This window comes from Jatrophihabitans fulvus (assembly GCF_054781375.1).
The window spans coordinates 1289923-1302487 of sequence record NZ_BAAGUN010000001.1 but is presented as its reverse complement, the minus strand read 5'-3'; the positions used below and the strand labels follow the sequence as shown (position 1 = coordinate 1302487).

At 72.2% G+C, this 12565-nt stretch carries 17 protein-coding genes; 7 read left to right on the top strand and 10 right to left on the bottom strand.

The features are described from left to right. Positions 1-68: 68 nt before the first annotated feature. Positions 69-1550 (top strand): amidohydrolase family protein, encoded by a 1482-nt coding sequence (locus ACYVP9_RS06390; RefSeq protein ID WP_460603868.1) that lies wholly within the window; start codon positions 69-71, stop codon positions 1548-1550. After that, positions 1547-2929: an amidohydrolase family protein gene (locus tag ACYVP9_RS06385; protein WP_460603867.1), complete on the top strand. Its 1383-nt coding sequence runs from the start codon at positions 1547-1549 to the stop codon at positions 2927-2929. Before ACYVP9_RS06390 ends, ACYVP9_RS06385 begins: the two co-directional genes overlap by 4 nt. Here ACYVP9_RS06385 and ACYVP9_RS06380 read toward each other — a convergent pair. After that, positions 2871-3563 (bottom strand): TetR/AcrR family transcriptional regulator, encoded by a 693-nt coding sequence (locus tag ACYVP9_RS06380; RefSeq protein WP_460603866.1) that lies wholly within the window; start codon positions 3561-3563, stop codon positions 2871-2873. The two genes, ACYVP9_RS06385 and ACYVP9_RS06380, sit on opposite strands and share 59 nt — an antisense overlap. Positions 3564-3632: 69 nt before the next feature. Between ACYVP9_RS06380 and ACYVP9_RS06375 the strand changes: the two genes are divergently transcribed. Both ACYVP9_RS06375 and ACYVP9_RS06370 read left to right on the top strand, forming a co-directional pair. After that, complete coding sequence (locus ACYVP9_RS06375) at positions 3633-4589, top strand: hypothetical protein (protein ID WP_460603865.1); 957 nt, start codon at positions 3633-3635, stop codon at positions 4587-4589. Continuing rightward, positions 4586-4975: a DUF2834 domain-containing protein gene (locus ACYVP9_RS06370; RefSeq protein WP_460603864.1), complete on the top strand. Its 390-nt coding sequence runs from the start codon at positions 4586-4588 to the stop codon at positions 4973-4975. Before ACYVP9_RS06375 ends, ACYVP9_RS06370 begins: the two co-directional genes overlap by 4 nt. Positions 4976-5074: 99 nt before the next feature. Here ACYVP9_RS06370 and ACYVP9_RS06365 read toward each other — a convergent pair whose 3' ends face one another. The 3 genes from ACYVP9_RS06365 to ACYVP9_RS06355 form a co-directional block, all read right to left on the bottom strand. After that, positions 5075-5464, bottom strand: a complete 390-nt coding sequence (locus ACYVP9_RS06365) for a VOC family protein (protein WP_460604306.1) — start codon at positions 5462-5464, stop codon at positions 5075-5077. A 155-nt stretch (positions 5465-5619) separates the two neighbouring features. After that, positions 5620-5844, bottom strand: a complete 225-nt coding sequence (locus ACYVP9_RS06360; RefSeq protein WP_460603863.1) for a hypothetical protein — start codon at positions 5842-5844, stop codon at positions 5620-5622. A gap of 71 nt (positions 5845-5915) precedes the next feature. Continuing rightward, complete coding sequence (locus tag ACYVP9_RS06355; protein WP_460603862.1) at positions 5916-6269, bottom strand: nuclear transport factor 2 family protein; 354 nt, start codon at positions 6267-6269, stop codon at positions 5916-5918. Positions 6270-6347: 78 nt separating this feature from the next. Here ACYVP9_RS06355 and ACYVP9_RS06350 point away from each other — a divergent pair, with 78 nt between their 5' ends. Then, entirely contained in the window at positions 6348-7142 is a 795-nt protein-coding gene (locus ACYVP9_RS06350; protein ID WP_460603861.1) for a MerR family transcriptional regulator, read from the top strand. 9 nt (positions 7143-7151) lie between these two features. On the opposite strand, the gene ACYVP9_RS06345 is transcribed toward ACYVP9_RS06350, so the two are convergent. Genes ACYVP9_RS06345 through ACYVP9_RS06320 form a run of 6 tightly spaced genes read right to left on the bottom strand, consistent with a single transcriptional unit; the run spans position 7152 to position 10577 of the window. Next, positions 7152-7427: a winged helix-turn-helix transcriptional regulator gene (locus ACYVP9_RS06345; protein WP_460603860.1), complete on the bottom strand. Its 276-nt coding sequence runs from the start codon at positions 7425-7427 to the stop codon at positions 7152-7154. Beyond that, entirely contained in the window at positions 7424-7828 is a 405-nt protein-coding gene (locus tag ACYVP9_RS06340; protein WP_460603859.1) for a VOC family protein, read from the bottom strand. Before ACYVP9_RS06340 ends, ACYVP9_RS06345 begins: the two co-directional genes overlap by 4 nt. 43 nt (positions 7829-7871) lie before the next feature. Beyond that, the gene (locus ACYVP9_RS06335) at positions 7872-8258 is read right to left on the bottom strand and encodes a VOC family protein (RefSeq protein WP_460603858.1); all 387 of its coding nucleotides are present in this window, start codon (positions 8256-8258) and stop codon (positions 7872-7874) included. Next, positions 8255-8539, bottom strand: coding sequence for an ArsR/SmtB family transcription factor (locus ACYVP9_RS06330; protein ID WP_460603857.1), 285 nt, complete (start codon positions 8537-8539; stop codon positions 8255-8257). The genes ACYVP9_RS06335 and ACYVP9_RS06330 overlap by 4 nt, the downstream gene beginning before the upstream one ends. Positions 8540-8573: 34 nt before the next feature. Beyond that, positions 8574-9410, bottom strand: a complete 837-nt coding sequence (locus ACYVP9_RS06325; RefSeq protein ID WP_460603856.1) for an SMP-30/gluconolactonase/LRE family protein — start codon at positions 9408-9410, stop codon at positions 8574-8576. Further along, positions 9411-10577, bottom strand: a complete 1167-nt coding sequence (locus ACYVP9_RS06320) for a mandelate racemase/muconate lactonizing enzyme family protein (RefSeq protein ID WP_460603855.1) — start codon at positions 10575-10577, stop codon at positions 9411-9413. It abuts the gene before it with no gap. A gap of 154 nt (positions 10578-10731) precedes the next feature. Here ACYVP9_RS06320 and ACYVP9_RS06315 point away from each other — a divergent pair, with 154 nt between their 5' ends. Next, positions 10732-11364, top strand: a complete 633-nt coding sequence (locus ACYVP9_RS06315; RefSeq protein ID WP_460603854.1) for an HD domain-containing protein — start codon at positions 10732-10734, stop codon at positions 11362-11364. Positions 11365-11435: 71 nt separating this feature from the next. Then, entirely contained in the window at positions 11436-12515 is a 1080-nt protein-coding gene (locus ACYVP9_RS06310) for a PucR family transcriptional regulator (RefSeq protein WP_460603853.1), read from the top strand. Positions 12516-12565: the final 50 nt, after the last annotated feature.

Sequence of the window (12565 nt, the reverse complement as noted above, 5' to 3'; positions counted from 1 at the left end):
CACGACACCGTCCGCCTCGTAGCGACGCACAAGGCCCGGCGCGCCCGGCGTCGGATACCGTCCGCGCCATGGCGGTGCTCCTGCGCGGTGCGCGGCTGGTCGACCCGGCCGACGGCAGCGACGCGGCGGCCGACCTGCGGGTGCGTGACGGCCGTATCGCCGGGCGCGGGCCGCTCGTGCCCGAGGACGGCGACGAGGTCGTCGACGTCACGGGTCTCGTGCTGGGTCCCGGGTTCGTCGACCTGCACAGCCACGTCGACTCGGTGGCCGGCCACCGGCTGCAGGCGCTCGACGGCGTGACGACCGCCCTGGACCTCGAGTCGGGGCTCATGCCGATCGAGGACGCGCTGCGGCGGGCGACCGACCAGGGCCGCCCGCTGAACTTCGGCTTCTCGGCGTCGTGGGCAGGAGCGCGCGCTCGCGTGCTCAGCGGCACCGACCCGGACGGGTCCGTGCTGGGTGCGCTGCACCTTCTCGACGACCCGCGCTGGCAGCAGGACTCCACGCCCGAGCAGCTCGCTGCCTGGCTGGACCTGATCGAGCACGAGCTCGCGCACGGCGGCCTCGGCATCGGCGTGACGATCGGGTACGCACCCCGCACCGACCCGGCCGAGTTCCTCGCCGTCGCGCGACTGGCCGCGCGGGCGGACGTGCCCGTCTACAGCCACGTGCGCGAGCTGATCGAGGTCGATCCGACGACCCCGATCGACGGCAGCGAGGAGCTCGCGATCGCGGCCGCCGAGACGGGCGCGCGCATGCACCACTGCCATGTGAACAGCACGTCGCGTCGACACGTCGACCGTGTGCTGCGCACGCTCGACCGGGCCCGTGCGGAGGGGTCGCAGATCACCGTGGAGGCGTATCCGTACGGCGCCGGGACGACCGCCATCGGCGCCGCCTTCCTGACGCCCGAGAGCCTGCACCGATGGGGCATCGGGCCGTCGAGCCTGACCGTGCTCACGACCGGCGAGCGGGTCGGTGACGAGGCGCGCCTGCTGCAGCTGCGGGCGTCCGATCCGGGGGCGCCGTGCGTCGTCGAGTTCCTCGACGAGAGCAACCCGTCCGACGCGGCTCTGCTGCAGCGGGCGCTCGCCTATCCCGACGCGATCGTCGCCAGCGACGCGCTGCCCGTGCTCTACGCGACGGACGGCGCGACGGTCGCCGACACCGACGTCTGGCCGCTGCCGCCCGGCGGCGCGACCCATCCCCGCACGGCCGGGACGTTCACCAAGGCGCTGCGGACGATGGTCCGCGAGCAGGGTGCCTGGACGTGGGCCGAGGCGTTCCGGCGCTGCTCCTACCTGCCGGCGCGAGTGCTCGACGACGTCGCGCCCGCGATGCGGCGCAAGGGAACGCTCGCCGTCGGCGCCGACGCCGACCTCGTCGTGCTCGACCCGGACCGGGTGACCGACGCGGCCACCTACGCCGATCCGACCCGCCCGTCCGAGGGCGTGCGTCACCTGCTGGTCAACGGTGAGTTCGTCGTCCGCGACGGTTCGCTGGTGACCGATGCCCGCCCGGGACGGGCCGTCCGAGGGGAACCGCGATGAGCGAACCGTTCGACCTCGTGGTGCGCGGCGGCACCGTCGTCACCGCCGGCGGCCGCGGCGAGGCGGACGTCGGCGTCCGTGACGGTCGAATCGTCCAACTCGGCGGGACGATGCACGGGGAACGCGAGCTCGACGCCCGCGGGTGCTACGTGCTGCCCGGCGGGCTCGACCTGCACGTGCACTTCGCCGCTCAGGCACCGCAGCCGGGCGGCCCGCCGCAGTTCGTCGACGACTTCGCCAGCGGGTCACGCGCCGCGGTCGCGGGCGGGATCACGACCTTCGGGAACATGAGCTTTCCGGACGAGGAGCACCCGACGATCCGCGGCGCGATCGCCCGCGACGAGGCGGCCGCGGCGCAGCAGTCGGTGACCGACTACCTGCTGCACCCGGGCGTGTTCACCGCGACTCCCGACCTGCCCGACGCGGTGCCGCAGCTCGCGGCCGCCGGGCACCTCAGCTTCAAGATCGTGACGCTCGGGTTCGACGTCGACCCGGCGAACCTCGTCCGCTCGGTGGCACTCGCGGGCGAGAACGGGATGCTGACGCTCGTCCACTGCGAGGACCACGCGCTCATCGACTTCGTGACCGACGAGCTCGTGCGCCACGGGCACGGTCTCGAGCGCTACGCCGACAGCCGTCCCGACTTCACCGAGTCGGCGGCGGTCGAGCGCGCAGTCGCGCTGTGCGAGGCGACGGGCGCGCCGGTGTGCATCGTCCACCTGTCGAGCGAGGCCGCCCTGGACGTCACCCGCCGGGCCCGGGCGCGAGGCCTGCCGGTGTTCGTCGAGACGCGGCCGTTCTACCTGAACCTGACGCGCGACGCCTACGACGGCGACGAACCGGGACGGTTCCTCGGCATGCCGCCGCTGCGGGAACATCGCGACCGCGAGGTGCTCTGGCGGGGCCTCGCGGACGGCAGCATCGACACCGTCGCCAGCGACCACGCGCCGTTCTTCCTCGCCGACAAGATCGACCCGGACGTCGACCTGCACACCTGCCGCAAGGGCGTCGCCGAGATCGAGGCGATGCTGCCGATGCTGTGGTCCGACGGTGTGGCGCAGGGCCGGCTGACCCCGGAGCGGCTCGTCGCGGTCGTCTCGACCAACGCCGCCCGCCTCAACGGCGTGTACCCGCGCAAGGGCACGATCGCGGTCGGGTCGGACGCCGACCTCGTCGTGCTCGACCCGCAGCGGTCGCGGGTGATCGACGCCGCCACCATGCAGTCGCGCGCCGACTACTGCGTCTACGACGGGCTCACCGTGACCGGGTGGCCGCGCTTCACCGTCAGCCGCGGTGACGTCGTCGTCGACGACGGTGAGATCACCGCCGCCGAGGGGCGCGGGCGGCTCGTGCCCCGCCTGCCGACCGCGCGCCCTTGATGTCCGGCGGACGGAGGTCGGCGAGCCGCGCGCACACCTCGTCCGCCAGCTGGTGCGTGTCGGGCCAGGGGAACCACGGCAGGCTCGCCTGCAGCGTCGCCTGGCCGTGCAGTCCGATCCACATGCGCGTGGCGGCGGCCTCCGCGGACGTCGCCGTCGAGGCCCCGGTGTCGATGCACGCGGCCACCGCGTCGAGCAGGGCGCCGAACGCCTCCGCGCCGGGGATGGTGCGGACGGTGACCGCGGGGCCGTCGCAGTCGGCGGTGGGGACGGGCTGCTCGACACGGTGGCGTTGGAACAGCACCCGGTAGTGGTGCGGACGTTCGGCGGCGAACGCGAGGTAGGCGCTGCCGACGGCCCGCAGCCGTTCGACCGGATCGTCGGCGCGGTGCGGGGCCGCCAGGAGAGCCTGGGTCAGTTCACCGAAGGTCTCCTGGACGACGGCGAGCACGATGTCGGCCGGGCCGTCGAAGTGCGCGTAGATGGCCGGCGCGGTGATGCCCGCCTCGCGCGCGACCGCGCGCAAAGTGACGGCGTCCTCGCTACCGGTGCGCTCGAGCAGGCGGCTCGCCGCGGACACGATGTCCTCGCGCAGCCGCGCACCCTGACCGCGACGGTTCGGCGCCCTGACCATGGTTTGACTTTACAGCTGTTCACCTATTCACTGGCTAAACAGTCGTAAAGTTCTCGGACGGAGACAAGCATGTTCCTGGGGTTCCGTGTCGCCGTCGCGTGGCATCGGCCGTTGATGCTCTTCGCCGCCGCCATGACGGTCACCGCGCTCGCCGCCGCGTTGGGCTACCTGCTCGACGACCGCACGCTCGCGGGCGTCCCGATCTGGGCCAAGCCGCTGAAGTTCGCGGTGTCCTTCGCCGTCTATGCCGGCACGCTCGCCTGGCTGATCTCGCGGCTGCAGCGGCCCCGCGCACGTCGGTGGGCCACTCGCGCCGGCACCGTGCTCGCCGTCGCGTCGACCCTCGAGATGGCCGCGATCGTCGGGCAGGCCGTGCGGGGGCGGCAGAGCCACTTCAACACCGCGACGCCGTTCGACCGCGCCGTGTTCGGCGCGATGGGAGCGCTGGTCGTCGTCATCTTCCTGGCCACCGTCGCCGTCGCCGCGGCGTTGCTGCGCGACTCCCCCGCGTTGGACGCACCCCTTGCCACCGCGCTGCGCGCCGGGCTGCTGCTGAGCGTCGTCGGCATGGCCGTCGCGTTCCTGATGCTGCGTCCCACGAACGCGCAGAGTGCGGACGGGCCGCGGGCGACGACGATCGGTGCGCACAGCGTCGGCGCCGAGGACGGCGGGCCGTCCCTGCCGTTGATCGGGTGGAACACCGAGGCCGGCGACCTGCGGGTGCCGCACTTCGTCGGCCTGCACGCGTTGCAGGTGCTGCCGCTGGTCGCGCTGCTGCTGGCGAGCAGACCTCTCGCGGCCCGCATCGGCGCACGGGCACGGCGGCACCTGATGCTCGTCGCGTCGGGCGGGTACGCGGGCGGCGTCGCCCTCACGCTGTGGCAGGCGCTGCGCGGACAGTCCGTCGTCGCGCCGGACGCGGCGACGCTCGCGGCGGCGTCGGCGCTCCTGTCGGCCGTGGGCGTGGCTGCCGCGGTCGTCATCCGTTCCGGCCGTCGGTCTGTCCTCGAACCGGTGCCGGCATGAACCGCGGCGCCCGCGCGACGGTTGCCGCCTACCTCGTCCTGGCCGTCGCCGGTCTGCTCGGCACCTGGTACTTCAACCTGCAGTTCGGCGGCTCGCAGGACTTCACCGTCGGCAACTATCTGCGCGGGTGGTTCGCGAACTCGGCGAGCTCGTCCGCCGGCGTCGACCTGATCGTCATCGTGCTCGTCGCGTGGCTGCTCTACGCCCGCGAGAGTCGTCGTCTGCGGCTGGCGTGGTGGGTACCGATCCTGTTCGCGGTGCTGTCGGTGGCCGTGGCCGTCTCGTTCGCGCTGCCGCTGTTCCTCGCGGTGCGCGAATGGCGGGGCGACCCCGACCGCGTACGACGACCCGGCGTCCCGGAGATTCCGCGCAGGTCGAGACGCTAGTCCGAAGGTTGGTGCGGATGCGTTTCGGACGGCGCGTTTCGGCCGCCCCGTCGATCGGCAGCTTTGTGAGCGGTTCAGTAGCCGGCCGGCTCAGCCGCGTCAGCGCGTCGGTCGGGACACCTCGACGGATCGCTCGGCGAACCATGGTGACTCGAACGGCACGACGTCGAACAGCAGGCCGGAAGGATCACGCATCACGACCCACGCCCGGCCGTCGGCAACCTTGACGGCCCCGAGTCCGGTCAATCGCTCGACCTCCGCGTCGACGTCGTCGGTCTCGATGTCGACATGAAAACGCGCCGCGTCGTCGCCGACGTTCTGCAGACCGACCCACGGCAGCGACGCCGCATCAGGCAGAGCCGAGAACTCAGGATGTGCCGCGACCTCCTGCGCCTCGGTCGAGAGCGCAGCCGCCCAGAAGGCGCGCGTCGCTGCGAAAGTGGCGGCCGGTGCGTCGACGACGACCTCTCGTAACAAGATCCGGTGCATGCCCACCAGTCCTAACGAACCCCCGGTCGGGCCACAACCCCGCGTGCTGCGAAGAAGGGGCGCATGGCTGCCGCAAGCGGCCCCCGGCGCCTCCGGCGCGACCTCGTGGATGCGCCGTCGTCACGACCTGTGCCGGCCGGTCAGGGACGACGACGTCACGGCTGGTCGCGATGCTTGGCCCAATCGGTGCCGGGCACGTCACCGCGGAATGCCTCTCGCTGACGGGCGAGACGACGAGCATCGCGGAACCGTCTTCCGATCAGGCCGGCCGAGGCGGTCTTCGATCTGTGCCTACGGTCGGCGCGATCCATCCAGTAGGCGGATTCCAGCAGCACTGCCACGACGAGCACGATCGCGAACGCCTTGAACAAGTCGTACACCCACCTGATGACGTCCGCCGGTGACAAGCGCGCGGCGACCGTCGAAACGGTCGCGGCCCGAGTGGGTCATCTCAGGCCTCGTGGTTGGCGATGACGAGTTCGGCGACGCGGTCGTCCCGCAGCGTGAACCGGTAGTCGAGCTCGGCGACGCCGCCGGGGAACGTGCCCTCGAGCCGCAGGGTCACGATCCAGTGCATGTCGTCGACGCCCCGGGCGCCGACCTGCTCGGTCGTGTACTCGAACTCGGTGCCGGCGTCGCGCACGAACGCGTGGATCGCGTCTCGGCCGCGGAAGGTCTCCGCCTGGTCGACGACGACCGCGTCGTCGGCGACGAACGCGATCGCGGTGTCGGCGTCGTGGAGGTTCGCCGCGGCGAGGAAGTCGCGGACGGTGGTCGGGAGTTGGCTCTCGATGTCGTGTGTCATGGGTCCACGGCGTGGCGTCGCCGCGCGGGAGGGTCAAGCAGTGGACTCTCCCCCAGGGGGAGAGTCCAGACTGCGGGAGTGCTGACGATCGGCGAGTTCTCGCGCCTGACCCACCTGAGCGTCCGGACGCTGCGCCGCTACCACGACGCCGCGCTGCTCGAACCCGCGGTCGTCGACGAGGCCACCGGGTACCGGTACTACGGCGTCGACCAGATCCCGACGGCGCAGGTCATCCACCGGCTTCGCGAACTCGACGTCCCGCTGAACGACGTGCAGCGGATCCTGCGGACGCCCGATCCAAGCGTTCGGTCGACGCTGGTCGCCGACCATCTGCAGCGACTCGAGGACGAGCTCGCCCGCACCCGCGCCGCGGTCGTGTCGCTGCGCCGCCTGCTGCGGCCCGACCCGGCGCCGATCGGCGTCGAACTGAGGGCCGAGCCGGCGCAGACGGTCGCAGCGGTCGAGGCGGATCTGCGGCAGGGCGAGGTCGAGAGCTGGTTCGCCGGCGCGGTGGCGGAGCTCGTGGCAGCGGTCGGCGCGGACGCGACCGGCCCGCTGGGAGGCATGTACGACAACGCCCTGTTCGAGCAGGAGCACGGGCACGCGCTGCTCTACCTGCCGACTGCCGCGCCGCCGCGCACGGGACGGGTCCACCCGGTGACGCTGCCCGCGGCGGAACTGGCCGTCGCCACGCACGTCGGCGAACACGACGGCGCCGACGTCACCTACGGGCAACTCGGCACCTGGGTCGTGCAGAACGCGATGTCGGTCGCCGGCCCAGTCCGCGAGGTGTACCGCGTCGGGCCCGGTGACACACCCGACCCCGACGCGTGGCGCACCGAGATCGGCTGGCCGGTCTTCCGGGTCACCTGACGCGCCGGCCTACACCCCGCCCCAGCGCGCCAGGGCATCGATCGCCTCGCGCAGGGCAAGTCCGCGCTCGGTCAGGGCGTAGGCCCTCGTGTTGTGGTGCAGCGGCAGGCGCGTGAGCACGCCCGCCGCCTCGAGTTCGCGCAGACGGGTGGCGAGCATGTTGGTCGGCACGCCGAGATCGCGCTGCAGATCGCCGTACCGCTGTGGTCCGTCGAGCAGCCGCTCGACGATCAGCAGCGCCCACCGCGCCCCGACGACCTCGACGGCCGAGGCGAGGTCGCTCACGTGGCCCGGTCGGCGTCCGGCTTCATCCAGAACGGCGACCAGTGGTAGCCGTCGAGGTCGTCGAACTGGCGCTGGTACATGAACGGGTAGTCGTCCACGTCGCCGATGCGTCCGCCCGCGGCACCGGCGCGTTCGACGAGCTCGTCGACCGCCTCGCGGCTGTCGAGGTCGAACGACACCGTCACCTTGGACGGGGTGTCCGGTCCGCCGACGAGATCCTCGGTGCCGCCGACGCTCGCGTACATCTCACGGCTGCCGAGCATGAGGAACTGCTCCGGCGCGATCGCGAAGCACGACACGTTGTGGTCGGACATCTCGGGATTGAGGGTCCAGCCGAGGGCGCTGTAGAACGCCGTCGCCCGCTCGACGCTGTCGACGGGGCAGGTGATGAAGAGGCTCATGCGGTGACACTTGCAAAATGCAAGTTGCGCGTCAAGGGTGCGCCTACGCCTGTTGCATCAGCTGGACGAGGTTGCCGCAGGTGTCGTCTAGAACGGCGGTGACGACCGGTCCCATGACGGTCGGCGGCTGCGTGAACCGCACGCCCGCCGCGTCGAGTCGGCGGTACTCCGCCTCGACGTCGTCGACGGCGAACACGGTGAACGGGATGCCGTCCTCGGCGAGGGCGGCCTTGAACGTCTTCGCGGCGGGATGTTCGTCGGGCTCGAGCACCAGCTCGACACCGTCCGGCGCGTCGGGTGACACGACGGTCAGCCACCGGTGCTCCCCCAGCGGGACGTCGTGCTTCAGCACGAAGCCGAGCACGTCGGTGTAGAAGCGCAACGCCTTCGCCTGGTCGTCGACGAAGACGCTCGTCATCGCGATTCTCATGTGTCCTCCTGCGGTCGTGTCAGCCAACGGTCGACGAGATGGGCGAGCGGACCTCGGTCGAGGTCGTGGAACTTGTACCGGCCCTCCCGGTGCGCGGTCACGAGTCCCGCATCGACCAGGACGTCGAGGTGCTGCGAGACCGCCTGGCGTGACGACGCGACACGGTGCTTGCTCGCGAGCCGGGCGCACAGCTCGAACAGCGTCTGGTGATCTCGTTCTGCGAGCTCGTCGAGGATCGCGCGCCGGGTCGGGTCGGCGAGCGCCTTGAACACGTCGCCCACACCGAGCGACCATAGGCAAGTAGCTACTTGCCTGTCAATCGGCCTCGGCCACGGGCAGACCCCGCGCTCCGGGACGCTCGCGGAACACGGCGCCCGCGGTCGTTCCCTCGTCCGCGCGGTGCCCGTCCCGCTTGGTGGTGACGTACAGCTCGTCGAGGTCGGGCCCGCCGAAGCAGCACGCGGTCACCTGGCGGACGGGCAGGCGGACCACGTCGGCGAGGGTGCCGTCCGGTTCGTAGCAGCGCACCGCGGCGCCGTCCCACAGCGCGACCCAGACCCGGCCGTCCGCGTCGACGGTGAGACCGTCCGGGTACCCGGCGCCGTCCTCGATCGTGACGAAGGGGCGGCGGCGCACGCCTCCGTCCGCCACGGTCTCGAGGATGTCGACCCGGCGGGTGAGCGTGTCGGTCCAGTAGGCGTGCGCGCCGTCGGGCGACCAGGCGATGCCGTTGGACAGCCCCACGTCCCGCACCACGGTCGTCGCCCTACCGCCGGTTATGCGCAGAAGTGCGCATCGGGCGCCCGCGAAGTCGGTCGCCGCCGACCCGGCCCAGAGGGCGCCGTCCGGAGCGCACCCGCCGTCGTTGAGGACGACGTCGCGCTCGGTCCACAGCGGCGGACCAACGGTGACCGGCGCACCCCAGTCGTCGGCGAATGCGATGCTGCGTGCCAGGGCGATCACGAGCCCGCCGTCGCGACGGGGACGGACGAACGCGGCCCGCTCACCGACGTGCCACCGCTCGACGGCACCGTCCGGGGTCAGCCGCAGCACGTCACCCGCGCCCTGGTCGACCCACACCAACCCGCCCTGGCCGGGCAGCCAGACCGGCGCCTCACCGAAATCCGCCTCGGGCGCGGTCACCTGCTCCACTCAGCGGTCGCCGACGAACCGGTCGGGCAACCCGGCGACGGTGCCGGCCACCCGGCGGCCGGGCGTACGGTAGGGGCTGTCGGCGGCGGCCGTCTCGTCCAACGCGACCCCGAGCCCGGGTGACGTGGGTACGGCGAGCCGCCCGTCGACGATCGCGTCGAGGCCGAGGTCCGCGCCGGTGCCGAGCGCGGACCACGCGGGAACCAGGTGCACCGGGTACTCCATCGCACGCACGGCGGGGACGGTCGCGGCCACCACGAGGTTCGCCGCCAGGGACACCGGGCCCGCGCAGACGTGCGGGGCGACGCGCGCGCCGTAGTACGCCGCGAGCAGCGCCGCCTCGCGCGTCTCGGCGATACCGCCGCTGACGGACGCGTCCGGCTGGAAGACGCTGATGCCACCGTGCTGCAACGCGTCGATCGCCTCCTCGCGGCCGTAGAGGTGCTCGCCGTAGGCGATGGGGACGCGCGATTTGTCGCACAGTCGCGCAATAGCCGCGCGGTTGACCTGCGGGACGGGTTCCTCGAACCAGCGAACGCCCAGCTCGTGCAGGCGATCGGCGATCTCGAGAGCCGTGGGCAGGGTGTAGGTCTCTCCCCCGTCGACCATGAGTTCGACGTCGGCCGGCAGCAACTCACGCAGCTCGGCCAGCGTTGCCAGGTCGCTCTTCCAGTCCGGGCCGGTGCGCACCTTCACCATCCGCACACCGCGCTCGAGCAGCGGGGTGACCAGCTCGAGATGCTGCTGCGCCGGCCCCTCCTCCAGGAACGTCGCGGAGGCGTAGACGGGGACGGCGTCGTGCGCCCGTCCGATGAGGTCGGTGACGGACAGGCCGGCGCTCTGCCCGACGAGGTCCCAGAGCGCGATCTCGATCGCGCTGCGCGCCTGCACCGCCACCCACTGGTCGCCGAGCCTGCGTCGTGTCGACAACCGCAGCAGCGTGGCCAGCGGCGGCGCGGCGACGAGGTCCCGGTCGAGCAACAACGGCGCGAAGGCGTCGCGGACGACGGTGGCCAGCACACCCGCGTAGGTGACCCCGTAGCTGTCGCACGCCTCGCCCCACCCGACGAGCCCGGTGTCCGTCTCGACGCGGACGAACAGGAAGGACATCGGCTCCCGCCCCAAGGCGAACGTCACCGGCACCGGCTCGACACTCGTGATGCGCATGGCCGGACTATCGACGACCACGGCGCGAGCGTCAATGCAAGATGCCGTCTTGCATGGCGATTCGGGAGGGATTGTGCTGCCAGCCCAACTCGCCCAGCGGAACCGGCAGCGCGGGCACGATGACGCGGGGCCTGATCGGGGCTAACTTGTGCCCATGACGACGGTGCACTTCCCCGCGGACCCGCCCGAGCTCGCCCACTTCGACGGCGAGAAGGGCCCGTGGATGTCCCGGTTCAGCGCCGACTACGCGGCCTTCCTGCAGACGCACGTCGACCGGGACCTGCAGTACGTCCCCGACCGCATCCTGGCCATGCTGCAGGCGTCCGCGGGCATCGTGCAGAACATGGAGATCAACCAGCTCGAGCACGGACTCATCACGGCCACGATGGCCGAGCGCGCCGGCATGGACGTCGACGTCGTCGTCGCCGCGCTGTGCCACGACATGGGCAAGGTCATCTCGACGCCGAACCACTCGGCGATCGCCGCCGAGATGATCAAGGCGTACGTGCACGACGACGCGTACTTCATGGTGAACGTGCACCAGGACTTCGAGGGCATCCACTACTTCGGCTACATGGGCCTGGACCCGATGATGCGGTTGCAGCACAAGGACCACCCCGCCTACGAGCTGGCCGAGCGGTTCGCCGACGAGTGGGACGAGAAGGCCTTCGACCCCGACTACGACCACCTGCCGCTCGAGCACTTCGAACCGATGGTGCGCGAGGTGTTCCTGCGTCCGGCGAAGCGGCCGGCACACTGGCGGGCACCCGAGGCGGCCGTCGTCTGACCACGCCCGAAGACCACTCACTGCGCACGTCGGCCGAGGCCGCCGCCCTCGCCGGCGGCGAATGGGCCGACGTGCTGCTCGCGCTGCACCGAGCCAGCGGTGAGGCCGTCCGGCTCGTCGCGGCGGACGGCGCCCTGCTGTGCCAGGTCGACGCAGCGGGGGTCCACGAGTTCGACGGCGCGCAGACCTTCGACGCCGACCGTCCGGCCGTGGTGTCCGCCGCCGAGCTGCGGCGCGCGTTCGCGGCGTCCGGACCCGTGGCGGTGCGCTGCGTCGACGGGGTGCGGACGACCGCGATCGCCGTCCGCACCGGCGAACGGCGCGTCGGCCTGCTGATGGTCGCGGCGGCGGGACCGCAAGCACGCGCCCACCTGGCCGACGTGGTGACCGCGACCGCGATCGTCGCCGTGCGTCGCGACGCCGAGGCCGCCGCCGTCGCACAGACCGCGGCCTGGTTCGTCGACGAGCTGCGTTTCGGCACCTCCCGCGACCCGACCGAGCTGACCGCGGTGGGACGCCGCTTCGGCGTCGACCTGGCCACGGAGCAGGTCGGCGTCGAGCTGCACTACGACGGCACCGACCGGCGCATGTTCAGCACCGCTCTCACCTGGATCGAGACACCCGTCCGGCACGAGGAACAGCGGGCGTGGACGGTGCTGCCCGCCGACGCACCCGACCGGGCCGGCCTCACCGCCCGGCGGCTCGCGTCGATGGTGGGCGACGGCACGGTGCGGGTGGCGACGGGCAGCCCGGCCGCCGGCGCGACGGCGCTGCGACGCTCGTTCGCCCGGGCCCGGTTCACGATGGCGCACGCGATCCGCACCGGCCTGGACGGTGCCGTGACGTTCGGGTCGCTGGGCGCTCTCGGCCTGCTGTCGGACCTGTCCCGCGACGACCTGGAGACCTTCGTTCGCAGCCGTCTCGGGCCGGTGCTCGACCGCGCGGAACTGCTGGACACGCTGCGCGCGTGGTTCGGCTCCGGCGGCAGTTGGCTGGCCGTCGCGAACCGCACCCACATCCACCGCAACTCGGTGGGCCACCGTCTCGAGCGCATCAGGAGCCTGCTCGGGGTCGACCCGGGCGATCCCGCCGTGGCGCTCGACCTGCAGGTCGCGCTCTGCGCCGCCGACATCCTCGCCTCCGACCCGTGACCCGCGGCGGTCCGCCCGTGAGGATCGTGACCGGACGGGCTTGATCGGCG

Bases quoted from the DNA above. Each gene is read 5' to 3' on its own strand.
- ACYVP9_RS06390 (WP_460603868.1), top strand. From the start codon at position 69: ATGGCGGTGCTCCTGCGCGGTGCGCGGCTGGTCGACCCGGCCGACGGC.
- ACYVP9_RS06385 (WP_460603867.1), top strand. From the start codon at position 1,547: ATGAGCGAACCGTTCGACCTCGTGGTGCGCGGCGGCACCGTCGTCACC.
- ACYVP9_RS06380 (WP_460603866.1), bottom strand. From the start codon at position 3,563: ATGGTCAGGGCGCCGAACCGTCGCGGTCAGGGTGCGCGGCTGCGCGAG.
- ACYVP9_RS06375 (WP_460603865.1), top strand. From the start codon at position 3,633: ATGTTCCTGGGGTTCCGTGTCGCCGTCGCGTGGCATCGGCCGTTGATG.
- ACYVP9_RS06370 (WP_460603864.1), top strand. From the start codon at position 4,586: ATGAACCGCGGCGCCCGCGCGACGGTTGCCGCCTACCTCGTCCTGGCC.
- ACYVP9_RS06365 (WP_460604306.1), bottom strand. From the start codon at position 5,464: ATGCACCGGATCTTGTTACGAGAGGTCGTCGTCGACGCACCGGCCGCC.
- ACYVP9_RS06355 (WP_460603862.1), bottom strand. From the start codon at position 6,269: ATGACACACGACATCGAGAGCCAACTCCCGACCACCGTCCGCGACTTC.
- ACYVP9_RS06340 (WP_460603859.1), bottom strand. From the start codon at position 7,828: ATGAGCCTCTTCATCACCTGCCCCGTCGACAGCGTCGAGCGGGCGACG.
- ACYVP9_RS06335 (WP_460603858.1), bottom strand. From the start codon at position 8,258: ATGAGAATCGCGATGACGAGCGTCTTCGTCGACGACCAGGCGAAGGCG.
- ACYVP9_RS06320 (WP_460603855.1), bottom strand. From the start codon at position 10,577: ATGCGCATCACGAGTGTCGAGCCGGTGCCGGTGACGTTCGCCTTGGGG.
- ACYVP9_RS06315 (WP_460603854.1), top strand. From the start codon at position 10,732: ATGACGACGGTGCACTTCCCCGCGGACCCGCCCGAGCTCGCCCACTTC.